This window comes from Planococcus liqunii (assembly GCF_030413595.1).
GTDB classification, from domain to species: Bacteria; Bacillota; Bacilli; order Bacillales_A; family Planococcaceae; genus Planococcus; species Planococcus liqunii.
On record NZ_CP129238.1, the window covers coordinates 2187909 to 2213150 of the forward strand.

Below are 25242 nucleotides of genomic sequence, written 5' to 3' on the forward strand. Positions count from 1 at the left end.
AGCTGCCGATAAAATATCGGCAGCCTCGAACTTCCGAAGTCTTAATAATGACTCCGGAAGTTTATTTTTTTATTAAATATAATTTAATGGTGATGCCCAGATGAGCCTTGTTCTGGCTTGGATCCTTGCTTCAGACTTTCCACTTCACTGTCCGAGAGCTCGCCGACGATGAATTGCTGCTGAGGGCTTACAACGGATCCCTTATTCCCTGCATGCACTTCGAGGTAGTAGAGGCCTTCGCTTTCAAATTCAAATTGCATTTGATATGCGCTATTCTCGGCATTTTCCGCTTCCTCCATTGGAAAGCGGATTGAACCATCCTGTTTCTGGACTTCGAAATGGACGAAGTCTGCGTTATCCACCGGCGCTCCATTTTGGCTTAACGAAACTTCAAGTACGACTTCTTCATTCACCGAAAGGTCCTCTGGCACGTTCATTTTTACTTGAAGCGGGCTTTCTTGCTTGTACAAGCTAGCTGCATCGCTGTTAAGGGAACATGCGCCTAGAATAAGCATACATAGAAGCAACAATGCCAGCATTCCTGATTTTCTCATTGCGGTCTCCTCCTTTTTGCATTAAGCATTCAGCCACTTTTTTACAGAAGGAATGCGTTGGATTAAGAGCCAATCAATCAGCCAGACGGCGAGTATGGACAGACCGACCAATGGGAATAAAATACCCAATCCAATCATAAGGAACAGAAAAGCTTTCGTGTTGAAAAGGGCTGGTGCCACTGGCGCCCCTATTCCGTTCTGGGGTTTACGTTTCCACCATAAATATATGCCGCTGATGGCTACAAAAACAACGCTTAAGCAGATGAACAAGCTGATCAATTGATTGGCAAGCCCGAATTGAGAACCTTTATGCAACGTGATGCCCCATGCCACAATTTTCCCAATGACGCCATAATTTTCATAACGGTAATCTGCCAAGACGGCCCCTGAATACTGGTCAATATGGATGGTCGCTTCATCCTGCGCTTTTGGCGGGAAGACGGAAAGCGTATAAACACCTTCTGGTTCTTGTGGGATAAAGATGGAATAACTCGGATAAATGCCTTCTTGTTCCGCCACCTCCACTACTTTATCCAGTGAAAGCGGAACTTGGCCTTGTATGGCGGAAAGAGGCACATCCAAAGTTTCGGCAGCCCAAGGCACTTCGGCAATATCCTGTGTTTGAATATTTGAAGTTGGTGCATCCCCAATCCAAACGGATGGCGGATAACCTTCCCCCGTATTCGTCGTGATGGCTTGAAAATTGGCTCCCCACAAGCCGGACCAAGGCAGCCCGGTCAGCACCAAGAACAACAACCCTCCCGTTACCCAAAAAGCCGGGACAACATGGAGATCCCTTCTCAGGATTTTCTTGCCTTTTCGCAATCGAGGGATTAAAGTCCCGGCGATGCCGGTTTTCTTTTTGGGGAACCACAAAAAGAAGCCTGTCACCATCAGCACAATAGCCCAGCAGGCAGCCAGTTCAACAATTCGGTCCCCGAGTGTCCCGGCCATCAATTCCCCGTGGATTTCTTCAATCTTATCCATGATCCGGTCGTCATTGTTCAATTCCCCAATGGATTTTCCAGTATAGGGATCCATAAATACAGTGAGGGACTCGCCGTTCGAACTGATGGTCACTTCGCTGGAACGGGTTTCGCTTTCACCGGGTCGGTATTTCGTCACCACCGCATCCGGATACAGCCGTTTCACTTCATCAAGCTGTTCTGTAACGGCGGCTCTTTCATCCTGTGGACTAACTTGATAGTAATCTTTGTATAGTACTTCTTCAATTTCAGCCTTGAACAAATAAATGGAACCTGTTATAGCTAACAGCACGAGAAGCGGCGCGAAAATAATGCCCGCATACAAATGCCATCTCCACATGGTTTTATAGAATCTGCCATTCACTGATTTTTTCGGTGCTTTAGCAGCACTCGTTTTCTCTGTATTCTTTTCCATTTGTTACTCCTCTTTTCCCGAGCCGCCTTGAAATTTTCCGTTTCTTGATAAGGATTCGAACTTCACTTACTTACATTTTCCATAAGAATCGTTGAAGTTGGTCGGCTGTGCTTCATCAGTACTAACGCAAAGAATTCCGATTTAGATTTCTCTTTTTAAGAAAAGCATCTAAATTTAAGTGTTCATGAAAGCTGTTGGAAGACTCGAATTCGCTAATTGCCCTTCTAAAAAACTCGCTGAATTTAATTCAAACTCGCGAAGCTGGTTTTCAGCTTCGGTACGTAGAATGATAAAAATATAGAACGGCCGGCGCTAAAAGCGATAAAAGCCAGCCAAAGTCCATGGTTATTTAATAATGGAACTGATACAAAGTAAACTACCAAGAAGAAAAGGAAGGCAAAAATCATCGACTTTCGGACAGGGGCAGTTTCTGTAGCTCCTGTAAAAATACCGTAAAAGATGATGCCGATACTTGTTGATATGGGAAACAATAATAGCCAATCACTATAAGTCATTGCAATTGCAATGACTTCCTGATTGTTCGTGAAAAGCTGAATGATTCTTTCATGAAATAGTCCGTACAAGACCGTTAGAAAGATGGACGTGTAAGCAGCCCACTGTGCTGAAATGGAAAGTGTCTTTCTATGCAGCGGGTAATCTTGTGATCCCACCGCTTTTCCGGAAAGAATGCTGGAAGCATTGGAAAAACCATCGAAAAAGTACGCCATCAAATAATGGATTTGAATCAGCACCGCATTCGCAGCAAGGGTTTCGGTGCCAAAAGAAGCACTTTTGTATGTAAAGATGTTGAATACAAGCAATAAACACACTGTCCGGACAAATAAATCCTGATTGACCAACAACATTTTCTTTAATGCCGAAGTATCCAGAATATGAGCCATTGATAAGGATTTGAACGTAATTGATGTACTTTTAGCTATTACATATATTCCAATCACCAAGGCCAGGCTCTCAGCAATCAATGTTGCCGCAGCAACCCCCGGAACTCCCCAGGAAAACCCCTGCACGAAAAGGAGATCAAGGAATATGTTGACTAAATTCATCAACACCTGGATCATCACTGCTATTTTGATGCGGGACATGCCCATAAGCCACCCAAGAATAACGTAATTGACAAACGTCACCGGAACTCCCCATATGCGAATTGCAAAATAACTTGAAGCCAACGCCTCAACGTCAGATTCCGGGTTAAGTAATTTTAACGCTGCATACTCAATGGGGCTTTGTAAAAGCAGGAACACAAGCCCGATCAACAAAGCAATAAAAAAAGGCCTTATGAAAGAAAGTCTTTCCTGCAATTCATCCCTTGCTCCAAAAGCCTGGGCAGCAAAGCCCGAAGTGCTGATGCGCAAAAATCCGAATAACCAGTACATGGTGTTGAAAATCACTGTACCAATGGCTACTCCCCCAATGTATGCGGGGTTGTCGAGTTGGCCTACGACAGCCGTGTCCACGGCTCCCAATAAAGGTGTGGTAACTGTCGAAAGCGTCAGCGGCAATGCTAATGCCAAATACGATTTGTGGTTCATAGAAATGCTCCTATTCGCTAATCTCTTTACACTCGAAATTTACTGTAACGAAAGACAACGAACATTTCAATCATAGAAAGAAATTAATTGCTTCGTATAAGGGTGACGGTTGCCAGAAAAAAGATCCTTGAACAGCTGCCTCAGCTAGTGTAAAGAAATTAGAAGACAGCGGAACTATCGAGAACTATTCAAAGTCATTCAAGCAAATATGAGTTTTCTTGTGCAAGCCATCATCAGCATTTTCACCAGAAACACATAGAAGTAGCCCTATTTGTCTTTTCTTAAATCACAAGAAGCTTTTGTGCTCAAAAATTACAAATCAGTGGAGACAGCTGTTATTTGCTTGAGTGTAAATTTCCCTCCAACGCAGAATTGGACCAATTCCTAATCAAGCTGAATGAACACATAAACTATAAACTTTCTATTGTGATTAATAATTAAGCTTTCGTTGAAATGCCATTGCACAATCGTCATTCTCCACTCAGTGATTCTAAAACCCATACATTGGCTATAGCAAAAAAACGGAGAGGAATGCTCTATAGCTAGCATTCCTCTCCGTTTTCTGTTTAGTATTGCTGTCTCTTAAATTCTTTTATCACTTGACTGTTGCACTCTCCCACCATGTGGAAAAAGGAGAAGACATGTTTCCATCCAGCGGGACAGTTTCACCCATAGGTGAAGAAGTGAGGGTTACTCCTCTTTCTTCGGCCGCTGCCGCTGCCCGTTCAATCGGCTCTGTCCATCCGTGCCGCGCTAGCGTAAACGCTCCCCAGTGAGTCAATACCATTTCCTTGCCTTGTACATCGATGCTGGCCTGAACGGATTCTTCCGGCTGCATATGGGATTCGGGCCAGCGCGTATCGTATTGGGCGCCCTCTATTAAAGCAATATCAAAGGGTCCGTACGTATCGCCAATTTCCTTGAAATGCGCATCATACCCTCCATCTCCACTGACATAGAAACGGGTTTGTTCTCCGAGAATGACCCATCCGCCCCAAAGCGTCGAATTCTGGTTTAAAAGGCCTCTACCGGAAAAATGCTTGGCGGGCGTTAATGCTACAGTCAACTCTTGGAACTCCGCTTCCTCCCACCAGTTCAGTTCTGTGATTTTTTCTTTTGCAATGCCCCATTCAATCAAATGGCTGCTCACACCGTATGGCACAAAAAAATGAGCGACTTTGCTTTGCAGTTTGGTTATGGACTGATAATCCAGATGGTCATAATGGTCATGTGTGATAAGTACCGCGTCAATAGCAGGCAGCTTTTCTACAATCCCCAACAAATCGTCACTGTATCGCTTTGGGCCGATAAAGGAAACCGGGGATGCAATAGGGCCCAGCATTGGATCCACCAAAATTTTCTTCTTGTCGATGCTTAAGATAAAAGCAGAATGGCCAAGCCAGGTTAAGCTGTCTTCATCCGAGTTGATCGCATTCCAATCAATTTCAGAAACCGGCAAGCGAACGGACGGGCTGGTTTCTTCTCGCGAGGACATTGAAGTAGCAAGTGTCGCAGGAACTTCAATACTGCCGGCTGGTATTTCAGAAGGCAGATTGACGAATTTTCCATCCTTGTAATTATCAAATGCCTCATATGTTTCTTTTTGTTCTTTGCTCGGATTACCACCAAAAGTCGGCGATAGATTGACAACCAGCAGAACAGCCATCACCAATACACTGATTATGACTAGCAGGGATCGCATGATTTTCTTTAAAATCTTTTTTCTTGTGGAGGCATCTTTTCTTTTCTTCTTCTTTGGTGGATGTTTTTCAAAATCCGACATTTGATCCCTCGCCTTGTGTGTAAATTAGTTGATAGGCCGATTGCCTAATAATTTCAGTAAAGTGTATTGGTTTTAACATTTCCTGTCCTGCGTATAAATCAATTACTATGCAAGTACTTCTTATGCATTTACTTATTAACTTTACAAAATCAATAACAAAATTTAATGCTGTAGGACTGAAAGTTTCTTTCAAATGGAGTAATTGTCCTAAATTATATGATTTTTAAAGAAAAATGAAACTTTATTGCCATTATACGGGTATAGACAGTAATGACAGTTTAAATTAAGGAGGAAATCCAATGAACGTCAATTTATTATTGTCCATCGTAATGTTGATTGTTGGTCTTGCTTTTTTAACGTTAACGTTTCTATTTCCAGACGAAATTAAAATTGGAGCGTTTTTAGCTTCTATAGCAATTGCCGCTATTTTTTATGTTCAATATATGAGAAAAAAGAAAAGACTTAAAAGCAATTGAATTTGAGAACGCAACTAAGATAAAGAAATCGCTTTTTTTAAAAATTTTGTTCATCCTCACGCTATTTGCTTATCAATTTCGTCCTTTCTATAAATATTTTTGCTGAATTGAAAGCATTAACTTAATCTCAAATAAGCCAAATCACCTGAAGTACAAGTAATGATCGAAGGAAAAAAAACCGACCGTTCGCTACAAAACTTCTTGCAACGGCAGTTCTTTTCACCCTGCCCTTTCATTGTACATAAACGCAACAACTTTCTCCTGTTCCGCAATTTTTATGTAAGTCCTCATTTTTGGGATTGAAGTTAGATAGGAATATAAGAATGAAGTGAATTCTTTCAAGGGATAAGGAATCTATTTCAGAAACACCCTGTTAAAATATAGATTATAAACTTATTCCAGTATCTTAAATTATTATACAAACAGATTAATCTTCATTTACTTTTGTTCGTTCAATAAGTTTTTTACTAACAAACATAAAGTATGAAAGATCACTTCACTACAAATATAGCATCTTTTCCTTTATCAGCAGATAGTTCACTTTATTAAAGCAGTCACATGTAAATCGTTTATGTAAACATAAGGTATTGAGCTCTAAAGTTGTATATTCAATGCTGTTAATGAATCGTTTAAATTCAAACGTTGAAATACCGCAGCACAAGAAGAACATTATAGAGTATGAATTAAGTGAAGACAGCCTCTTTTAACGCGAAAGCTGGGGAACTAAAAAAGATGACACTGACAGAGTGGTAAACCCACATTATCAGTGTCATCTTTTTAGAATAAAACTTGAGTGTCTTTTTTCTTGAATTGTTCAAAATATGTTCCGCAACTTTAAAAAATCTTGATTTTTATCATGCATTATTCAGCAACCGAGCGAAGCAATTTAATCAACGGGGCTTTGGTTTCAAATCCTATTCCTGGAACGTCCGGTAAACCCACATATCCATTTTCAACTGGAATATCATCGGCAAATCCTCCAAATGGTTCAAAAATTCCCGGATACGACTCATTCCCGCCTAGCCCCAATCCCGCTGCAATATTCAGAGACAATTGATGCCCCCCGTGTGGAATGCAACGGCGAGAAGACCAGCCATGTTCTTTCAACATATCCAGTATTCTCATATACTCCACCAGCCCATAACTCAATGCACAATCGAACTGCAGATAATCCCGGTCCGGCCGCATTCCCCCGTAGCGGATGAGGTTTCGGGCATCCTGCATGGAAAACAGATTTTCTCCTGTAGCCATCGGGTGTTTATAATGCTTGGAAAGCTCCGCTTGAAGTTCATAATCCAACGGATCTCCTACTTCCTCATACCAAAACAAGTTATAGGGCTCTAATTTTTCTGCATACTGAATCGCTGTCTCCAGATCAAACCGTCCGTTTACGTCCACCGCCAGAGATTGGCCGGATGGCACCACTTCCAGGACGGCTTCGATTCTTCGAAGATCTTCGTCTAAACCGTTTCCGATTTTCATCTTCACAACGGAATACCCCAGATCCAGGTAGCCTCTCATTTCATCTTGAAGCATTTTATCGTCTTTTCCTGGCTGATAGTAGCCGCCTGCCGCATAAACAAATACTTTATCGTCCGGCTTTCCATCCCCGTAACGGTCGGCCAGCAATTGATAAAGCGGCTTCTCTTCTATTTTGGCAACGGCGTCCCAAATTGCCATATCAAGCGTTCCGACCGCAACCGACCGTTCCCCGTGGCCGCCTGGCTTTTCGCCCGTCATTAAAATATCCCAAATCTTATGAGGATCAAAATTAGATCCCTCATCATTTAAAATATCATTTGTTTCCGCTTCCAACAAACGAGGGATAAACCGTTCGTGAAGCAGTCCGCTTGGCGCATACCGGCCATTTGAGTTAAAACCGTATCCTACCACTCGTCTGCCATTCTTAAACACATCCGTGACGATTGCTACGACCGAAACATTCATTTTTGAAAAATCAATATACGCATTGCTGATACTCGATTTAATAGGTACGGCTTTTTCTTTGATATCAATAATCTTCATCTTGAAACCTCCCATTCCGAATTTATAATCTAGTTTAAGAATAATTAATAAATTTATTAATGTCAATGTAAAGCGCTTATTTACTTTAAATTAGTTAAAAAAGCTCAGTAATAAATTTTTTAATTTGAATGCATATAAAAAAGACGCTTCATGTTAAGAAACGTCTTCTATTATTCGTTTTTCTTATTCCTTGGTTTGTTTTCGATAATTCTCAAAATTTCCTGCCCGCCGCGATGCCTGTGGGAATGCATCAAGAGTTGAGCCGCTTTGCTGTCTTGGGCTCGCATGGCAGCAACGATTGCCCGATGTTCCTTAATGGACCGGACAGGAAGCTCTCGCTCATTAATGGTAAACAACCTTGCCCGGTACAACTGATCCGAATGGCTGTCCATTATATTTTTCAACCGTTCATTCCGTGAGGACTCAACGATCAAATTATGAAATTGATTGTCTATATCTAAATAAGCCTTTAAATTATTTTCTTTCAGATACTTTTCCTGATTCGCAATGAGAGAATCCAGAATTTCGAGCTGCTCTTCGCTGATATGCAATGTCGCTAACTCGGCAGCCACTCCCTCCAACGCTTCAGCGATTTGGCACAGTTGCTCAATATTTTCTTTGACGATTGGTTCGACGATAAACCCTTTGCGGGGGATCAACCGAATCCAGCGATCCATCTCCAATCGAATCAATGCTTCGCGAACCGGCGTCCGGCTCATCTCCAGCATTTCGATAATTTCACGTTCCAAAAAAGCCTCATTAGGCTGAAGCTGTAAGTTCCGGATCGCTTTTTGAATAATTATATAAGCCTGCTGCGGCAAACGGTCTTCATTTGTTTCTTCCTTGTATCGCAATAAGGTCTTCTTCAGATCAGAATTATCGCTGCTTCTTCTCTCTTTTTCCTTCATGAGATTCACCAAATTTCAATTTAATAAAAGTGCCGATATTGAATAAATTATATCAGATTTCCACCTGTATAAGCATGGTTTCAAAGGTAACTTCTGTTTTGGCATATAACTCTTTTTGAAAATGATCTGGCTTAAAATCATTAATAGCACCGAATAGTTAGCTTTCTATTGGTTTCACATCACTAACCTGATCAAAATTGAACACTACAGACACACCGGCGATGGAAGCTTAGAACAACACGGCGTCAATACCAACTTCGGATAGGTATTTTCCATTATTCAATTTTATTCCAGTCCTTTAATATCGTAATTTTCCAATTATAAGCTGTTCCTGGAATCGCACCATAATTAGTGATTGTTTAGTTGCAATTATTATAATAGCTAATAACAGTGCAATTAATCGCAGCATTGGATTTACAATCTTTTATTCTTTGGACAACTCTTACTGAGTAACCCAGATCCTTTTGAAATGCAAGTTTCAAAACCTTATGTTACGGCCATTTGAATCTATCATTTTTTCGTATAAAATCAGTTTTAAGGGATTTTCTAATATAGCGCATGGTATCGGAAGTTTAAATGTAACTTAAATAGCTTTAAATTACATTCAAAATTATTAAAAAATATTCTTCATTTCAGTTATACTAAAGACAATTATTATCTTTTTAAAAAAGATAATCGTCCTAAGCTAGTCCCACTTAAGGATTCAGAACTAGTAATTTTTGAGATAACTACTCTTTGTATAAGAAAAGGGAGCGTTGGTATGTCGAGACTAGATAATTCCCGATGGAAAATGAGTATGGCTGGCTTTACTGCGTTTGTTTTAGCTACTATTTTCTTCTTAATAACGGGGCCAAATATACCTGGAATATTTGGGTTTTTAATATCCGCAATAGTATTGTTCATTCTAAATGCTATTTATGTTTTATATACAAACAAGAGGTCAGGGAACACAAAAAAATCAAATATAAACTAACTGTTAGACATTTATTTTTATCTTAATTTTGAATGTAACTTAACTGCACAAAAGTTACATTCAAATCCTAGTCTTTACCCTAAAACTTCTACTTGGATTTTGCCGCGGCTTTTTTCAATTCATCCAGATCGCTCTGCAGCTCACTGATTTTCTGATTCTACCCTATCAGCAATTCGACAATCTGATTTAGCGATTGTGGAGCAACCACCAAATCCACAATTTCAAAAAATTTTGAACACTTCAATGGTTTCCTGCATGATAGACACTTTTCTTATTTCATCATTTCGCTGTCATCAGCGCTGTGCATCCACCGGGTCAAGTCAATCATACTCCCTTTATATTTCCAATCTGCACAGGCAGCAAAAAGAAGCAGGCAATCGTGGATTTCCATGATTGCCTGCTTCATTCATATCGTCAAGCGCCTTAAGTCGATGAAATCGGCATAAGCCTGGATGCTTTTAGCGAATATAAAATCATTCAGCATCCTTGTCTTCTTCTGCACCTTCAACTCCGCCGCCTTAATTTGCTGCAGTAATCTTATAAATCTTACCGCCATCAGTGGCTGCAATAAGCGCGCCATCCTCCGTTACAAGAATATCCCGGAAACGTTCGCCTTCATCAGTCAATAGGCGTTCTTCTCCAACGATGGTGTCGCCTTCAATAACGACACGTGCAATATAGCTCGACACTAAACCACCGATGAACAAGTTGTTCTCCCATTCAGGAATTGCGTTGTTATCATAGAATGAACTACCACTTGGCGCACTTGTCGGATCCCAATAATATCTTGGTTCAATAAAACCTTGCGCCTCGTGTTCTGAAATGCCCTCATTGATTAATTCACCAGAGTACTCGAGACCATAAGAAACAATCGGCCATCCATAGTTATTGCCTGGTTCAATAATATTCAGTTCATCCCCAGCTTGTGGACCGAATTCAACAATCCATAAGTCTCCTGTTTCAGGGTGGAAGTCTATACCTTGAATATTACGGTGACCGTAGCTGTAAATGCCATCCAGTGCGTCTTCATCTTCAACAAATGGATTCGTCTCTACCGGTTCCCCGTCTTGTGTAATGTGAATTACTTTGCCTAAATAAGCATCCAAGTCTTGTGCACGTTCACGAATTGGATCATCTGAGCGCTCACCAGTTGTTAAGAACAGGTTGCCGTCATCATCAAAGATAATACGTCCCCCATAGTGCAAGGTACCCTCATATGCTGGCAATGCTTGGAAGATCACTTCAAATCCTTCAAGTGAGGCTTCATCTTCTGATAAAACACCTTTACCGACAGCAGTGACAGTCCCCCCTTCAACATCTTGGGAAAACGTCAGAAATACCAATCTTGATTCATCAAAATCAGGAGCAATCGTGACATCAAGCAAACCACCTTGATCTTCGCTATTCACTTTGGGTGTACCTGCGATTGGGTCGGAAACAGAGCCATCTTCAAGGTTCACAATAAGAAGTTCTGCTGAATCCCTTTGCGTAACAAACAAGCGGTTTGGTTCAAACTCTGCCATACCCCAAGAAACGCCAAGCCCCTCAACAACAACTTCCACATCAAGTTCTGTTTCAGTCTTTACTGCAGGTGCTCTTGTTTGTTCTGGAAATGCCGGTTCAAACTCAGTAACTTTTGGTTCAGTCTCTGCAGCTTCTCCATCTGCACTTTCCTCAACGCCCTCTTCAGTACCTTCTGCTGTTTCAGGGTTTTCGTCAGCACTTTCTTCTGTTGCAGCATCCGGGTCATCCGTTGATTCTTCATTTGAAGTATCATCATTGCCACATGCTGCCAAAACCAATACAAAGATCAGCATTGTAAAGAACATTAATCTTGACCACGAAACTTTCGTCATCGTTTTCCTCCCCTTTTCTAAAATATTCAACATACTATACTAAAGTTCATTCCCCTGAAACCCAGTATCAAAAATGGTTAAGACTTTCATATATAACTAAAAATATGAAACTCCTTTGAAAATAACGTTATCATAATTAGGTGAAAATAAAAAATAATCTTACTACTTTCATGATAATTGGAAATTATACTTTTAATGATTGGGATACCGGCATCGAGAATTATGAGCCGCTTTTAGATATGGCAGTGATGTATGCTTTCTTAGAAGAGATGAACAATTCAAAACCTCTGCCCCATTAACTAAACTCCGACCCGATCGGAGACACCCAGAATAATGAGGAATACAAAGAGCTAGCTGTTCACTTGGATGAAAGTTCAAGGATTCGCCTAACGCTACTCAAGATCTATTACGGGTATATAAGTGTATATTTTGAAATGATTCAAAATGTGTTTGCCGCAATATGGTGTCTACTTCAGTAACAGCACTATGGAATACACGAATGCGTTTCCACACTAAGCGGTCATATATATACTTTTTAGGAAACAATAACAAAGGGAGAGAAGAATGGGTGCTGCACCCCTAAAGTTAGAGTTAAAATCTAACTTTAGGGGTGTTTTTTCTATGGCAAAATATAGCGAAGAATTCAAACTGAAGCTGGTCAACGAGTATTTGGCTAGCCCGTTGGGCTATCCACGCTTAGCCCAAAAATATGGCCTATCCAGCCACGGGCAAATTGCCCGCTGGGTGCGAGCTTTCCAGGCATTCGGAAAAGAAGGCTTGCGGAACAGGCAGAAGAACCGGGTGTATTCTGTTCAATTCAAGCTGGATGTATTACACTTTATGAAACAAACAGGCGCTTCCTACCAGGATGCAGCGATTGAATTCAAGATGCACAACCCTACCCTCATTGCGAAATGGAAACAAGCATTTTTGGCGAAAGGGGCAGGAGGCCTGAGAACGAAAGGACGGCCACCCATGGCGAAAAATCCGAAAAAGAAACCGGCAAAACCAACTGGGACGATGTCCCGTGAAGAACAACTTGAACGCGAGAATGAGCTTCTCCGCTTGGAGATTACGTATTTAAAAAAGTTAGACGCTTTCCAGGAGAACCCGAATGCCTACCTCGAAAAGCACAAGCAGCGCTGGCATTCGAACTCCAAGAAGAAGGATTCCGATTAAGGGATGTGCTGGAGATCGTCGATCTTCCAGAAGCCACGTACCATTACCATCGGCAGCGGTTCGATTCGGAAGACCCGGATATGGAATGGAAAACAGTGATTCGGGCATTGTTTGAGAAACACGAAGACCGGTATGGGTATCGCCGGATCCACTTAGAATTAAAGGCGCAAGGCTACGTCATCAACCACAAGAAAGTCCAACGCATCCTGAATGAAATGAAGTTAAAATGTGTGAAGTTCATCCGGAAATCGCGCTATCGCTCCTATAAAGGCAAGGTCGGGACCATCGCGAAAAACCGGTTGAACCGCCGGTTCCACACCTCGCACGCCTTGCAAAAAATCGTGACGGATGTAACCGAATTCAAATGTATGGGCGAAGACAAGCTTTACTTGAGCCCGGTGATGGATCTCTATAACGGCGAAATCATTGGACTGGGCATGTCCAAACGTCCCACCCTCGACTTCGTCCTGGAATCGCTGCATCAAGCTCTGCCGATTATTGGGGACCGGGCTGCTTACCGGACAACCCTTCATTCCGACCAAGGCTGGCATTACCAACACCGGTTGTGGGTGAAGACATTAAAGCAGAACGGAATTTTCCAAAGCATGTCCCGAAAGGCGACGTGTGCCGACAATGCGGCGATGGAGAACTTCTTTGGTTTGCTTAAACAGGAGATGTATTACGGAGAAAAACTGGTTCCGTATGAAGAATTGAAGGCGAAAATTGATCGATACGTCTATTACTACAATCACGAACGCATCAAAGAAAAATTGGCCGGTATGAGTCCGGTAAATTACCGAATTCATGCCAGCCAATTAACTGCATAACTAAACTCTAACTTTAAGGGGTCACTACCATGCTGTATTCAGCTTTTTCTCTCCCTTTATATGCGGCTACCGATAATCTCTCATATGTAAACCTAAACCCTTTCAGATTCAAGATTTAAGGTCTTACAGAACAACGTTTTGAATGTATCATTTTTTCTAATGAAATCAGCATGATACCGGATTCATCTTTTAGTAGCAAAACTGCTAACATTTTCTTTATAAACTGTTTCTTAAATGAAGCTTAGATCAATCTGCTGAACCATTTCTCTTCTACTTAAATCGATTGAAAATCTACAATCAATATTAATAAGAAATTTCGATTGGCGTACTGCTAGTATATAAAGAAACGCCATAACTAGCTGCAGCAGCTTTATAAGGAGTAAAGTAAGCAATACTAGCATATCTAACACCATCACTTGCTTCAAAAGATCTTCCTATACGAGATTGAATGCCAATTAAATAGCCATTTGAAGATCTAAATCCAGCTGATCCGCTGTCACCTTCACCGGCTAACCATCCATTCGTTCCGTAATCAGTGTCTGTTAGTTCAAAATTTAGTTCGCCTGAAACATTTGCAGCAGTGGTGGTCACTATTCCACAAGTGTATCCTGTTGTTATACCGCTCTTACATAGAGTTTCTGCATTATCAGGTGTGTCATAGTGTTGAAGTCTTCCTTGATAATCACTAGGATTAGTATCATATGTGTACAATCCATTATATGCATATCTTGTTATACCGCTTAGTTCAATCTCAATTAAGCCGATATCGTAATCTCTTGAACGGCCATCCACATGTGCTGTTCCTACTCTCCTATCATATTGAAGTACTGAGGAACCAATGGCGTCTATACAATGACCTGCAGTTAATAGAAAGTAACGTGAATCTTTCCTCGCTACACCGGCTGTAGAGCAGCTTCCGCTTGCATATTGTCGTACGGCGATTCCAGCACCAAGTTTATTCCAATCATCAGTTCTCTCCTTGGAATAGGAAGTAGATAGTTCCAAAGAAGGGTCAATATTCAAATGAATTTTATTACCATACTTTTTAAGTAATTTGTTTTGTTCCGTTTGTGATAACTCATCTGTCTGTACTTCGACTCGATTGTTTAAATAATCAAACCTGACAATAATATTTTCGGAGAATTCGATATTAGGGTTTAGATCGAACCAATTTATCACCAAACTTTCCAACTCTTCTTGTGAATATGAGATATATTCGATATTGAATTTAGAATTTGATTTATTACTTAACTTTTTAAAAACTTTTTCTAACTTGGAATGCTTTTCTTTATTAGAAGCTTCTTTTTTTACCTGAAGCACAATTCCATCATTAGCAGTGAAATAAAATCCCCCTTCCTCATTTATATGTTCTTTTTCGAGACCCTCTAGTTTTAATTCTTCTTTAAGTTCTTTTCTGATTTCATTTTGTCGTTTTGATTTTCCATGACTTTTTTCAATCTTTTCTTTTTCTTTCTTATCTTTTTCGATTTCGTTGCTGTTTTCTGTCGCATTAACAGGAGCGCCAAGCACAAAAACTGAACTCAAAGCTAATAGTAATACTACTGTTACACTTTTTAAAATTCTCATAACAATGTCCTCCTTTTACTTTTATTATATAAATTTTACCATTAGAGGATATTGATGTATGTTAAAATTACCAATAAAATTAAAATTATAAAAATAATAAAAATTTTATAAATTTGATTTATAATTATTTATATAAAACCGTTTACCTATCTTAACGCACTAATGAAAAAGATGAAGTATTTATTAGTTGAACGTTTGAGTGTCTAGTATCTAGAGAAACGTGATTCCTTAATTATTGTCCACCCAATTTTTGGAAGGGTTATTGTAAGTTGAGATATAGAGGAGGATATAAATGAAAAGAATTAAGATGATTATTTATATTATTACTGCTTTGTTTTTACTTATCTTGTTTTTACATGCACTAAAAAGGGCGCCTGTACAGGAGTTGCCAACTTCTCGAAATGGAATAGAAATTACAATGAAGCAAGAAGTGTACCAACCTTCAACCAAGGAGATTGGTATAACGATACACAACCACAGAGAAACGGAATATACAGGGATCGGTGGCGGAAAATTTCCTATTGATAAGTATTTCGCAGGAAGCTGGTATAAAGTACCTTTTAAAAGTGATACGTATACATCACAAGGGATTAGTATCCCTCCTAGAGAAACGATTGAAATGTATACAGAAGCTATCGAACTGGACGCTGAATTAACCCCTGGTAAATATCGAGCTCGCTATGGCTCCTTAGCTGCTCCTTTTGAAGTGAAAGAATAATACTGGGAAAGAAGTTAGAAAAATAGTATAGCTAAAAAGCGTAATGCTCACACTCCCCCTTATCCAAAATAAGATAATCCTCCTTCAACTGGCTTCAACGTGGTTAAGTCGGCACTTTTACGTAACGAAAGGACCTGAAAGTAACTTTCATTCTCCTTAATGGAACTAATTTTCAGGAAAATTAGTAGAATATTTTATATTTATCAATACATTGAAAAACAAGCAATTAAAATAGAAGAAGATTATCTCTTTTCGTAGTTGATCACAAATAGCAAGACCAAAAAGAATTCTTCCTATATGGCAAAAAAGCTATTCTCTTAAGCGCGCGCGGCGGTAATTAAAGTTCGTCTGATATAAACGCCTTTTAAATGTCGACCAATTATATACGTACCGTGATGCAGAATTATTTCTGTTTTAAAATTATGGACGAAGTCATTGTCGAAGTCCCTGCGCAAGAAACTGAAAACGCAGCGGCAATCATTTCCGCAGGGTTGGAAAAAGTGAAATAAACAGATGCAAAGTTATAAGTTAATTTTTTCTAACAGTGAGCAGTGAAGCAAATTCAATATTTGCTTCACTGCTTTTAGGTCTACTCCTAAATTATTAAACCGTTCGTAAAAGTACACCTTTCCGAACGCTCTAATTCTGCTCCAAAACCCCATAAAAAAACGTCCGTAAAAGTGCTAAAGCACTTTACGAACGTTCGCTTTTTTTGCGAAGAGGTTTACGAACAGTATTTAGATTTTAATGGGCCGTTAAAGGCCAATTAGATTCCATCCGTTGAATTGCTTAGTCTAATCAAGCAGTTACCGTTTCTTCAATCCCCTTCATCACAGCAGCGACTTCCGATGCTGCAATTGATTCTTCCCTTAACACATGAATTGTTTCACCCACGCGTGTGGACTGGATGGCAATGTCTTCGATCCACTTGCTCGGAATCCCCACTTCTTTCAGTGAAGCCGGCAATCCGATTTTTTGATAGAACACTTTCAGCCGTTCCACTTCACCGTTCTTGCCTTCAAGCAGCAATTGCACCAGTACGCCGTATGCCACTTTGTCGCCGTGCAGTGCCTGGTGCGATTCCGGCGAAATGGTCATGCCGTTGTGGATGGAATGGGCACCTGCCGTGCGGCCGAATTTGTCGCCGAACCCGCCGACCATGCCGCCCGCCATAATGATGGTTTCGGCCACTTTGATGAAGGCATCCGACAATTGGCCTTGTTTGGCATCCTGAATGGCGGCTTCCGCATGTTCAAACATTTCATCGGCACAGAGCTTCGCGGTGTAATGGGCGATTTTCAAGGCAAGCGGCGGGTTATCGAAGCGGCTTATCTGGACGTCCGCTTCGTACCATTTCGCGATGGTGTCGCCAATTCCCGCGACCAGCATCGCTACGGGAGCGTCAAGCAGAACGCGCGGCTCAACCAAAAGCAGATCGACGCTTCCCGGGAAAATGGTGTAATGAGTCATCGTCCCTTCTTCGGTATAGACGACACTAAGCGGCGTCCATGGCGCGCAGTTGGAAGCGAGTGTCGGAATCAGCACCGACTTGATGCCGGTGTCATGGGCGACGGCTTTTGCAATATCAAGCACTTTGCCGCCACCCGCTCCGATAACGGCGTCCGCACCGATGGCTTTTGCGATTTCTGCCACTCGGGCAATTTCAGTAAGCGAGCATTCCCCGTGGTAATTTTCATAGGCTACTTCAACTTTGTCCAGTTCCGGAAAGAACGGACGCAGCGCTTCCCACGACTTGGTGCCGGTCAGGAGCAACACTTTGTTGATATTACGCGCCAACAGTTTGTCCTCGAGTCCTTCGAGAACATGGGTATTGCAGATATATTCAGCCGGCGCGCCTTTTACGATAATGTCTTCCACAAAGATTCTCCTCTCTTAACGGCTAGCCATCCATTCCGGTTTGCCGAAGCCTTCAAAATCGGAATCGATCAATGCTTCAAATTCCGGCGATTCCACAATTTCCACTAAGTCTTTTGACAGCTGTGTATCTTTGTTTTCCGTTTTCACCGCGACCAAGTTGCGGTATTGGTCTGGCATATTTTCAAGTACCAGTGCATCCAGCAAGTTCATGTCAGCTGCCAACGCAAAGTTTCCTGGCACGGCTGATAAATCAGAGCTTTCCACTGCACGCGGCAAGCCGCCTGCTTCGATCGGCTGGAACACAAGGTTTTTCGGGTTTTCCTGGATGTCTTTTTCTGAAACCGTCAATTCTTCCGCTGCCGGATCAAGTGTGATCAAGTTGTTGTCCTGCAAGACCAGGAATGTGCGGGCTGCGTTTACCGGGTCGTTCGGAATTGCAATCGTCGCTCCGTCTTTGATATCTTCCAGTGAGTCAAAGACATTCGAGTAAATGCCCATTGGCGCTGTCGGCACCGTAATCAGGCCGGTCAAGTCCATGCCGTTTTCTTTTGAGAAGTTTTCAAGGTACACCGAGTGCTGGAACAAGTTGGCATCGAGGTCGCCGTTGTCCAAAGCGTTGTTTGGCTGGATGTAGTCGCTGAATTCCACGATTTCCACTTTATAGCCTTTTTCTTCAAGCGCCGGTTTAAACGCTTCGTTCAGCATGTCGCTGTATGGACCGGCGGTGCCACCCAGTTTGATGGATTTCGAGTCGGCGCTGGATTCTTCTTCACCGCAAGCAGCGAGCAAAGTCAGTAAAACAAGTAGGATTGCTGGCAATAAAAATTTCTTCATGTGAGTTTCTCTCCCTTTTTTATCGTTTGTCTATTGCTTTTGACGTCCAGTCACCCAATTGCTGAAGGATTTGGACGAGAACAATTAAAATGACGACGGTGACGATCATGATTGTATTGTCGTAGCGGTAATAGCCGAAGCGGATCGCCAAGTCGCCGATGCCGCCGCCTCCGACGACGCCAGCCATCGCGGAATACGCAACGAGTGAAATGATGGTGATTGTAATCCCTTGGACAATGCCGGCTTTCGCTTCCGGCAGCAGCACGTCTTTGATGATCATCCACGGGGTGGCTCCACAAGCAACGGCCGCTTCAATGACCCCTTTATCAATTTCACGCAGCGAAGTTTCAACGATGCGGGCGAAGAACGGAATCGCCGCAACCGACAACGACACGCTGGCTGCTGCCGGCCCGATGGTCGAATCCACCAACATCTTTGTCAATGGAATCAATGCCACCAGCAAGATGATAAACGGAATCGAGCGGATCATGTTGACCACAAAACCCAATACCGATTTCACAAAACGGTTTTGCAAAAACAAGCCTTTGTCGGTGACAAACAACACGATGCCAAGCGGCAAGCCGATGACAATGGCAATCGCGAGCGAGACGCCGATCATATACAAGGTTTCGCCGAACGCTTTCGAGATGTCCGGCCACAATTCCATCATATGCTGAAAATCAAATCCCATTTGAAATCACCTCCACAGTTGCTCCCCGGCCTTCCATATAAGTGATGGCGCGGTGGATATTGTCCGGTCTTCCTTGAATTTCCATCAGGAACAAGCCAAGCGGCTTTTCCTGGATGTACTCGATTGAACCATGAAGGAAATTGCCTTTGACATCGAAATGCTGCACCGTATCGGTGATGATGCCTTCTCCGGCAACGGCGCCTTTGAACTGCACTTTGATGACGCTGCCGGTGCAGGCTGCCAGAATCGGCTGCGGCACATCGAACGACACGACTGAAGAGATGAATTCCTTTGTGAGTTCTGCTTTCGGATCCGAAAACAAATCGTAAACGCCGCCTTCTTCAATGACCCGGCCGTCCTGCATGACCGCCATGCGGTCGCAGATTTCCTTGACGACATTCATCTCGTGGGTGATGAGAACGATCGTGATATTCAGTTCACGGTTGATCCTTTTCAACAGCCGCAAAATGGAAAGCGTCGTATTCGGGTCGAGTGCGGACGTCGCTTCGTCACACAGGAGTACCGATGGATTGTTCGCCAGCGCCCGGGCAATGCCGACACGCTGCTTTTGCCCGCCGCTCAGTTGCGCGGGATAGACGTCCCGTTTATCGGTCAAGCCGACCATCTCGAGCAGTTCGTCGACCCGTTTGGCGATCTGGTCTTTTGGCAGTTTCGCCGCTTTCAAAGCGAAGCCGACATTTTCCCCGACCGTCTTTTGGCTGATCAAGTAGAAATGCTGAAAAATCATGCCGATTTTCAACCTTGCCTGGCGCAGCCCTTCGCCTTTCAGCTGGGTGAGGTCAAGGCCGTCCACTTTGATTTCGCCGCTTGTCGGACGCTCCAGCAAGTTCATGCAGCGGAGCAGCGAGCTTTTCCCGGCTCCTGAGTAGCCGACGATGCCGAACACTTCTCCTTCGTTCACGGTCAGAGAGACATTGTCCACGCCGGTAACGGTGCCTTTTTTTGTTTTGTAGTCCTTCGTAAGATTCGTGATGCTGATCATGGTGGGGTCCCTCCTTTTTTGGCCATTAAAAAATGCCTCTTTCATTTAGAAAGAAGCACCATAACGGAATAGGTTTATCTCTCAGAATGAAATCATTCTGCAGGAATTAGCACCTTACAGATCACTCTGTAGGTTGCTGGACGTCATCGGGCCTGTCCCTCAGTCTCTCTTGATAATGTTCCTTATGTAATTGGTTTTAACTTGGTTCTAATAGTAGTCAACATTTTGGCTGCTGTCAAACCTTTTTTTGAAAAGGTTCAATTATTGAATTTCATTATATATTATTACAGGGACATTTCTTCATCAACCCGGTCAATCACGACAAACGGCATCGAGCCGTCAAAATAAAAGCCGTAATCCTCGTCTTCTGCGGTCTGGATCGCTGAAGGAATTTCCATTTCCATCAGTATTTGCTTCACTTCTGCCATTACCAGCAAAAACGTTTCTTCGGGAACCCCGGTAACCACATGGGTGAATAAAAAATAGTCTTTCAAAGCTAAAGGCGTTGCGGCTTGCCCTCTCCGGGTCTTCATCAACAGGTAGCGAAGCAGATTCGCCTGTACCGGCGCTAATTTCTCGGAAATACCGTTGTAAGTCAAGACGGCGCCGAATTTATTGAACTTCAGCGAAATGACATCCTGCATCGGCGCTTCGACGCTTTCTTCTTTCGAACAAAGCACGGAGCCAAACGGTGTGGTAATGCGGTAAGCCTGGCTCTTCAGCATACCATCGTTGTAGCAAAGCTGGGTGGACAGCGAAGTGGCATGCTCGGCGCTGGCCATAAAATCCATGGCTGTCACTTCGCCCCGGATTGCCGGATGAAGCGCGCAATTAGCAATATACAAGACGGCACGGCTGATTTGCTCCGCATTCATCAGGAAACGCTCATCGGTATAAAAAGTCTGGCTGTTCAGCGCTTGCTGGAGAAACGCCGCCGCATCAAAGAAAGCTCCTGAACGGTAAGCCAAAAATCCCAAACGGTAAGCGGCAATCGGGTTTTGCGAGTCATAGGAAAGAACTTTTTTCAGGACTTTCTCGGAATCTTCGTAAATGGTGCGGTCACTGCCAGAAACAGCTGCGCCGTAGCGCAATAGGTAAGACACCAACTTTTTCTTGATGAAGGTGTAATATTCCCGGTAATCTTCATCCTCTTGCACTAGCGCTTCTAATTGACGGTGCATAGCCTCATATACTTCTATTTTAGAATAGCTTAAACTGCCGAGCCTCGTTTCACCGAGGCCCAGCAGTTCTTGCTCTAATTCTTCTAGTTCTTCTAAACTGATTCCCTGAAAGCTCATGACGTTCCTCCTGAACAAAACTAATCGACTCAAAATTAACAAAAAACCTCTATATAAAATAATATTATGATTTAATAAAAAATAAAATAAGATAAATTTTACATTTTTAATAAACTTGCATCGTTTTTTATGATACCAATGCTAAGAAAGATTAACAATAGGGCAAAAGATAATTTTATTGTAAAAGAATTTTTTAAGTTTTTCAAAAATATGTCTTTTTCCCTACGAAATCAAAAGCAGCCCTAGCTTTCCGTTTTGGAAGCTGGGGCTGCTTATAGCGATAGTCTTTGGATCGTCAAAGATTTTGACTTCATTCTAGACCGGTGCCACCATACGGCCGATTTCTTTCCCAAGAATCGGCACTACTTGAGCAGCCAGCATTTCGATGTTTTCCTGCACCTTGCCGAACGGTATGCCGCCAATATCCATTTGGGCCATAAAGCGCCTGTGGCCGAACAATTCCTGCTGCCGGATTATTTTCTTTGCAACGTGTTCCGGGCTCCCGACAAACAAAGCGGTTTCCGGACCCGCTAACTGTTCAAAATCATTCCGTGTCATTCGCGAACTCATTCCGCGCTGGCGATTGACGTAGTTCCAGTAGTTGGCATAGTACGGATAAAACTCCTCTTTCGCTTGCTCTGTAGTTTTTGCCAGATAAGCGTGGCCGGTCACTCCGACTTGCAGCGATGCGGGCGAATGGCCCGCTTCGATTCCCGCCTGCCGATAGATATCGACAAGCGGCTTAAACCGTATGGGATCGCCTCCAAGAATAGCAAGCGCCATTCCGACGCCCATGCGTCCGGCGCGGGCTGCACTTTCAGGCGTTCCGCCAACCCCAATCCAGATGGGAAGTTTGCTTTGCAATGGCCGGGGCGCAATTTCCGCGTGGTCTATTGGTGATCGGAATTTACCTTTCCACGAAACAATGTCGCTGTCGTTCAGCTTCATTATTAACTCCATATGTTCACTAAAGAGCTCATTATAGTCTTTCACGCTGTATCCAAACAGAGGAAACGATTCAATGAAAGCTCCTCGGCCAGCCAAAATCTCAGCACGGCCGCCGGAAACCAAATCCAAAGTTGCAAAGTCTTCGTACAACCGGACCGGATCAAGTGTACTCAAGACACTGGTTGCACTTGTCAAGCGGATTTGTTCGGTCGCTTGGGCAATTGCAGCCAGCACGACCGCAGGCGAAGAAACCGCGTAATCCAGGCGGTGATGCTCACCTACCCCGAAGATATCGAGGCCAGCCCGGTCCGCCAGTTTTCCCGCTTCTATAATTTCGTCCATCCGCTGTTTGGGGCTGATCATTTCTCCTGTCAGGGGATTCGGTCCGATATCCGCTAACGTGTAGATTCCGACTTCAAAGCCTTGTTGTTTTAATTTAGCCACTTAATTCGCTCCTTCTTACGCTGCCGTCCGCAACGGCAAATTATTAGTTACTTTATGTAACTTACTATAGTATGATTATCTGACTATGTCAAACCTTCGTCTTGCGGAACCAGTTTTTGTGCCGTTTTCCATTTTTTTTAGACACAACTGCAACACAACTTTTTAAAAAAGTTCTGCTAAAATCTGATTGAATGAAACTTTTGCCGCGTTCCATACGTAACAACAACAAAGAAACATTTTCAACGATTTGAAATTAAATTTATTCAGGTTTGATTCCCTGGAATTTAAGGAATACTATGAACCTGTTTTTAAAATTAAAGGAGACGATTGATGTGAGAAGTGGAAACCCGAGTTTAAAAGATGAAGTATTTGAAAAAGGCGGTTACACCAATTCTGGCCGCACGATGACCATTCAAGGAACGGTCAATAAGACCTTTATATTATTGCTTTTGGTATTAGCGACAGCGGTCTATTCCTGGAATCAGTACTTGAGCAATCCTGAAACCATCCTGCCCTTGATCCTGGTCGGCGGCATCGGCGGCTTTGTCGTCGCGATGGTTACGATTTTCATGCCGAAAGCGGCACCGTTTACAGCTCCGCTTTATGCATTGCTGGAAGGCTTGTTCATCGGGGCGATTTCCGCCCAGTACGAAGTGCAATACGGCGGCATCGTGTTCCAGGCCGTTCTGTTGACCATTGGGGTGCTTTTGAGTTTACTGCTTGCGTATAAGTCGGGATTCATCAAAGTAACGCAGAACTTCCGCTTGGGCGTAGTGGCTGCAACCGGCGCAATCTTCGTTGTGTATCTGATCTCGTTTGTCGGCAGCTTTTTCGGTTTTAACATCCCGCATTTGCACGAATCGACGCCGCTTGGCATTATCATCAGCATCGTCATTGTCATCATTGCCGCTTTGAATTTGGTGCTGGACTTCGATTACATCGAAAAGGCTTCCGAAAAACGCGTGCCAAAGTATTTCGAATGGTACGGAGCATTTGGCCTGCTGGTAACACTGGTTTGGCTGTATCTTGAAATTCTTCGTCTGCTTGCTAAATTGCGCGACAGATAAAACAGCGGATAACAAAACAGCCGACTTCCCTCGTTTCAAAGAGGAAGTCGGCTGTTTTTATTTTCTCTAAAAAAAGCAGCGCTTTAAAAGTAAATCCAAAACTTTGGTCCGCTCGCTCCAGTAGCGGCATCCAACGCCTAACAAGCCAAGTTGAACTGCCATTTTGCCTATTCAGTTTCTTCCTTCAAGCAGTTGCCTAGCCTCGTCGAGAGAAGGGATTGCCGGAATCGCCCCTTTTTTAGTGGTCCCCAAAGCCGCGACCGCATTGGCGAATAAAATCATTGCTTCCAGTTCTTCAGTTTTTATTGCCTCCCACGAAACATCTTTCTGAAGAAATTGATGCAAAAAAGCACCGAAGAACAGATCGCCTGCTCCTGTGGTATCGATTGTACCCACTTGAAATCCGGTCATGTGTCCCGTACCTTTTCCAAATCGGTAGAAACAGCCATTGACACCCAACGTAACTAAGACAACTTTCAATTCGAACTTCTCAAACAAAAATTGGGATCCTTCTTCCAGATCACGAATGCCCGTAGTAAATTCCAATTCTTCATCAGATAGTTTCAAAACATCCGCATACTGCATGCCTTCAAGAATCGTTTCTTTTGCCTGGCTTAAACTTTCCCAGAGCGCCGGACGCAGGTTCGGATCAAATGAAATTAAAACATCTTTCTCTTTTGCCGCATGCAGTGCCTTTAATGTGGCCGTCTTGGCCGGTTCATGTGTCATCGAAAGCGAACCGAAATGAAAGATCTTTGCCTGTTGCACCAATTCAACATCAACTTCCTGTTCCTGCAGCATGATGTCAGCTCCGGGAGAACGGTAGAATTGGAAAGAACGGTCACCGTCTTCCTTCAGATGCACAAACGCCAAAGTGGTATTTACATCTTTTGAATAGATTAAGCCTTGCGTATCAATTCTATTTTTCTGGAGCGTCTCCCTTAAAAAAGAGCCGAATTGGTCATTTCCCACTTTTCCTATAAATGCGGTCGTTGTATTGAATTTGGCCAGCGTGGCAAGAACATTCGCGGGTGCTCCGCCAGGGTTCGATTCAAACAAGGCATTTCCATTTGCCGACTTTCCAGCTGGTGTAAAATCGATCAGGAGTTCACCAAGTGCGACGACGTCCACCATATTCCATTCCCCCTTTAGTCTATGCTGCATAAATGGTGAGTAAACCGAATAAGGAAACCCGCTTTTTCGCGGTTCCAGCTTCTTTACAAAGCCACCGGCCGAAATTGC

Annotated in this window: 22 protein-coding genes and 1 riboswitch; of the genes, 6 read left to right on the forward strand and 16 right to left on the reverse strand. The window is 42.9% G+C overall.

The window, feature by feature from the left end:
* Positions 1-83 precede the first annotated feature (83 nt).
* The 4 genes from QWY22_RS11075 to QWY22_RS11095 form a co-directional block, all read right to left on the reverse strand.
* Positions 84-554: a FixH family protein gene (locus QWY22_RS11075; RefSeq protein WP_300980941.1), complete on the reverse strand. Its 471-nt coding sequence runs from the start codon at positions 552-554 to the stop codon at positions 84-86.
* A gap of 21 nt (positions 555-575) precedes the next feature.
* A complete protein-coding gene (locus QWY22_RS11080) occupies positions 576-1955 on the reverse strand; it encodes a PepSY-associated TM helix domain-containing protein (protein WP_300980943.1) in 1380 nt (459 codons plus the stop codon).
* A gap of 242 nt (positions 1956-2197) precedes the next feature.
* Positions 2198-3505, reverse strand: coding sequence for an MATE family efflux transporter (locus QWY22_RS11085; RefSeq protein ID WP_300980944.1), 1308 nt, complete (start codon positions 3503-3505; stop codon positions 2198-2200).
* A 595-nt stretch (positions 3506-4100) separates the two neighbouring features.
* The gene (locus QWY22_RS11095) at positions 4101-5207 is read right to left on the reverse strand and encodes an MBL fold metallo-hydrolase (RefSeq protein WP_300984381.1); all 1107 of its coding nucleotides are present in this window, start codon (positions 5205-5207) and stop codon (positions 4101-4103) included.
* Between the two features lie 380 nt (positions 5208-5587).
* Here QWY22_RS11095 and QWY22_RS11100 point away from each other — a divergent pair, with 380 nt between their 5' ends.
* The gene (locus QWY22_RS11100) at positions 5588-5764 is read left to right on the forward strand and encodes a hypothetical protein (protein ID WP_300980945.1); all 177 of its coding nucleotides are present in this window, start codon (positions 5588-5590) and stop codon (positions 5762-5764) included.
* Between the two features lie 861 nt (positions 5765-6625).
* On the opposite strand, the gene QWY22_RS11105 is transcribed toward QWY22_RS11100, so the two are convergent.
* The 4 genes from QWY22_RS11105 to QWY22_RS11120 all read right to left on the reverse strand — a co-directional run bounded on the left by QWY22_RS11105 (position 6626) and on the right by QWY22_RS11120 (position 11526).
* On the reverse strand, positions 6626-7789 hold the full coding sequence (locus QWY22_RS11105) for a mandelate racemase/muconate lactonizing enzyme family protein (protein WP_300980946.1): 1164 nt from the start codon (positions 7787-7789) through the stop codon (positions 6626-6628).
* A 170-nt stretch (positions 7790-7959) separates the two neighbouring features.
* Entirely contained in the window at positions 7960-8643 is a 684-nt protein-coding gene (locus tag QWY22_RS11110; protein ID WP_300980947.1) for a GntR family transcriptional regulator, read from the reverse strand.
* Between the two features lie 1298 nt (positions 8644-9941).
* On the reverse strand, positions 9942-10076 hold the full coding sequence (locus QWY22_RS11115) for a hypothetical protein (protein WP_300980948.1): 135 nt from the start codon (positions 10074-10076) through the stop codon (positions 9942-9944).
* A 112-nt stretch (positions 10077-10188) separates the two neighbouring features.
* Positions 10189-11526, reverse strand: coding sequence for a PQQ-dependent sugar dehydrogenase (locus QWY22_RS11120; protein ID WP_300980949.1), 1338 nt, complete (start codon positions 11524-11526; stop codon positions 10189-10191).
* Between the two features lie 621 nt (positions 11527-12147).
* On the opposite strand from QWY22_RS11120, the gene QWY22_RS11125 reads away from it, so the two are divergent.
* Both QWY22_RS11125 and QWY22_RS11130 read left to right on the forward strand, forming a co-directional pair.
* Positions 12148-12705, forward strand: a complete 558-nt coding sequence (locus tag QWY22_RS11125; protein ID WP_300980950.1) for a helix-turn-helix domain-containing protein — start codon at positions 12148-12150, stop codon at positions 12703-12705.
* Positions 12669-13532 carry an IS3 family transposase gene (locus QWY22_RS11130; RefSeq protein WP_300984382.1) on the forward strand — a complete coding sequence of 288 codons (864 nt, stop codon included), beginning with the start codon at positions 12669-12671 and terminating at the stop codon, positions 13530-13532. Before QWY22_RS11125 ends, QWY22_RS11130 begins: the two co-directional genes overlap by 37 nt.
* Positions 13533-13835: 303 nt before the next feature.
* Here QWY22_RS11130 and QWY22_RS11135 read toward each other — a convergent pair whose 3' ends face one another.
* Complete coding sequence (locus tag QWY22_RS11135) at positions 13836-15119, reverse strand: S1 family peptidase (protein WP_300980951.1); 1284 nt, start codon at positions 15117-15119, stop codon at positions 13836-13838.
* A gap of 292 nt (positions 15120-15411) precedes the next feature.
* Between QWY22_RS11135 and QWY22_RS11140 the strand changes: the two genes are divergently transcribed.
* A complete protein-coding gene (locus QWY22_RS11140; RefSeq protein WP_300980952.1) occupies positions 15412-15837 on the forward strand; it encodes an immunoglobulin-like domain-containing protein in 426 nt (141 codons plus the stop codon).
* Between the two features lie 368 nt (positions 15838-16205).
* Positions 16206-16346 carry an NADPH-dependent FMN reductase family protein gene (locus QWY22_RS11145; RefSeq protein ID WP_300980953.1) on the forward strand — a complete coding sequence of 47 codons (141 nt, stop codon included), beginning with the start codon at positions 16206-16208 and terminating at the stop codon, positions 16344-16346.
* Between the two features lie 289 nt (positions 16347-16635).
* On the opposite strand, the gene QWY22_RS11150 is transcribed toward QWY22_RS11145, so the two are convergent.
* The 6 genes from QWY22_RS11150 to QWY22_RS11175 all read right to left on the reverse strand — a co-directional run bounded on the left by QWY22_RS11150 (position 16636) and on the right by QWY22_RS11175 (position 22933).
* A complete protein-coding gene (locus QWY22_RS11150; protein WP_300980954.1) occupies positions 16636-17715 on the reverse strand; it encodes an iron-containing alcohol dehydrogenase family protein in 1080 nt (359 codons plus the stop codon).
* A 15-nt stretch (positions 17716-17730) separates the two neighbouring features.
* On the reverse strand, positions 17731-18549 hold the full coding sequence (locus QWY22_RS11155; RefSeq protein ID WP_300980955.1) for a MetQ/NlpA family ABC transporter substrate-binding protein: 819 nt from the start codon (positions 18547-18549) through the stop codon (positions 17731-17733).
* A 19-nt stretch (positions 18550-18568) separates the two neighbouring features.
* Positions 18569-19240, reverse strand: a complete 672-nt coding sequence (locus QWY22_RS11160; RefSeq protein WP_074510910.1) for a methionine ABC transporter permease — start codon at positions 19238-19240, stop codon at positions 18569-18571.
* Positions 19230-20243, reverse strand: coding sequence for a methionine ABC transporter ATP-binding protein (locus tag QWY22_RS11165; RefSeq protein WP_300980956.1), 1014 nt, complete (start codon positions 20241-20243; stop codon positions 19230-19232). The genes QWY22_RS11160 and QWY22_RS11165 overlap by 11 nt, the downstream gene beginning before the upstream one ends.
* 71 nt (positions 20244-20314) lie before the next feature.
* A riboswitch (SAM riboswitch) is annotated at positions 20315-20422 on the reverse strand.
* A 105-nt stretch (positions 20423-20527) separates the two neighbouring features.
* The gene (locus QWY22_RS11170) at positions 20528-21541 is read right to left on the reverse strand and encodes a tetratricopeptide repeat protein (protein ID WP_300980957.1); all 1014 of its coding nucleotides are present in this window, start codon (positions 21539-21541) and stop codon (positions 20528-20530) included.
* A gap of 315 nt (positions 21542-21856) precedes the next feature.
* Positions 21857-22933, reverse strand: coding sequence for an LLM class flavin-dependent oxidoreductase (locus QWY22_RS11175; RefSeq protein WP_300980958.1), 1077 nt, complete (start codon positions 22931-22933; stop codon positions 21857-21859).
* 332 nt (positions 22934-23265) lie between these two features.
* Here QWY22_RS11175 and QWY22_RS11180 point away from each other — a divergent pair, with 332 nt between their 5' ends.
* Positions 23266-24000 carry a Bax inhibitor-1/YccA family protein gene (locus tag QWY22_RS11180; RefSeq protein ID WP_407072316.1) on the forward strand — a complete coding sequence of 245 codons (735 nt, stop codon included), beginning with the start codon at positions 23266-23268 and terminating at the stop codon, positions 23998-24000.
* 171 nt (positions 24001-24171) lie between these two features.
* Here QWY22_RS11180 and QWY22_RS11185 read toward each other — a convergent pair whose 3' ends face one another.
* Positions 24172-25134 carry a carbohydrate kinase family protein gene (locus QWY22_RS11185; protein WP_300980959.1) on the reverse strand — a complete coding sequence of 321 codons (963 nt, stop codon included), beginning with the start codon at positions 25132-25134 and terminating at the stop codon, positions 24172-24174.
* Between the last annotated feature and the right edge of the window lie 108 nt (positions 25135-25242).

Bases quoted from the DNA above. Each gene is read 5' to 3' on its own strand.
- QWY22_RS11075 (WP_300980941.1), bottom strand. From the start codon at position 554: ATGAGAAAATCAGGAATGCTGGCATTGTTGCTTCTATGTATGCTTATT.
- QWY22_RS11080 (WP_300980943.1), bottom strand. From the start codon at position 1,955: ATGGAAAAGAATACAGAGAAAACGAGTGCTGCTAAAGCACCGAAAAAA.
- QWY22_RS11085 (WP_300980944.1), bottom strand. From the start codon at position 3,505: ATGAACCACAAATCGTATTTGGCATTAGCATTGCCGCTGACGCTTTCG.
- QWY22_RS11095 (WP_300984381.1), bottom strand. From the start codon at position 5,207: ATGCGATCCCTGCTAGTCATAATCAGTGTATTGGTGATGGCTGTTCTG.
- QWY22_RS11100 (WP_300980945.1), top strand. From the start codon at position 5,588: ATGAACGTCAATTTATTATTGTCCATCGTAATGTTGATTGTTGGTCTT.
- QWY22_RS11105 (WP_300980946.1), bottom strand. From the start codon at position 7,789: ATGAAGATTATTGATATCAAAGAAAAAGCCGTACCTATTAAATCGAGT.
- QWY22_RS11115 (WP_300980948.1), bottom strand. From the start codon at position 10,076: ATGAAGCAGGCAATCATGGAAATCCACGATTGCCTGCTTCTTTTTGCT.
- QWY22_RS11120 (WP_300980949.1), bottom strand. From the start codon at position 11,526: ATGACGAAAGTTTCGTGGTCAAGATTAATGTTCTTTACAATGCTGATC.
- QWY22_RS11125 (WP_300980950.1), top strand. From the start codon at position 12,148: ATGGCAAAATATAGCGAAGAATTCAAACTGAAGCTGGTCAACGAGTAT.
- QWY22_RS11135 (WP_300980951.1), bottom strand. From the start codon at position 15,119: ATGAGAATTTTAAAAAGTGTAACAGTAGTATTACTATTAGCTTTGAGT.
- QWY22_RS11140 (WP_300980952.1), top strand. From the start codon at position 15,412: ATGAAAAGAATTAAGATGATTATTTATATTATTACTGCTTTGTTTTTA.
- QWY22_RS11145 (WP_300980953.1), top strand. From the start codon at position 16,206: ATGTCGACCAATTATATACGTACCGTGATGCAGAATTATTTCTGTTTT.
- QWY22_RS11155 (WP_300980955.1), bottom strand. From the start codon at position 18,549: ATGAAGAAATTTTTATTGCCAGCAATCCTACTTGTTTTACTGACTTTG.
- QWY22_RS11160 (WP_074510910.1), bottom strand. From the start codon at position 19,240: ATGGGATTTGATTTTCAGCATATGATGGAATTGTGGCCGGACATCTCG.
- QWY22_RS11165 (WP_300980956.1), bottom strand. From the start codon at position 20,243: ATGATCAGCATCACGAATCTTACGAAGGACTACAAAACAAAAAAAGGC.
- QWY22_RS11170 (WP_300980957.1), bottom strand. From the start codon at position 21,541: ATGAGCTTTCAGGGAATCAGTTTAGAAGAACTAGAAGAATTAGAGCAA.
- QWY22_RS11185 (WP_300980959.1), bottom strand. From the start codon at position 25,134: ATGGTGGACGTCGTCGCACTTGGTGAACTCCTGATCGATTTTACACCA.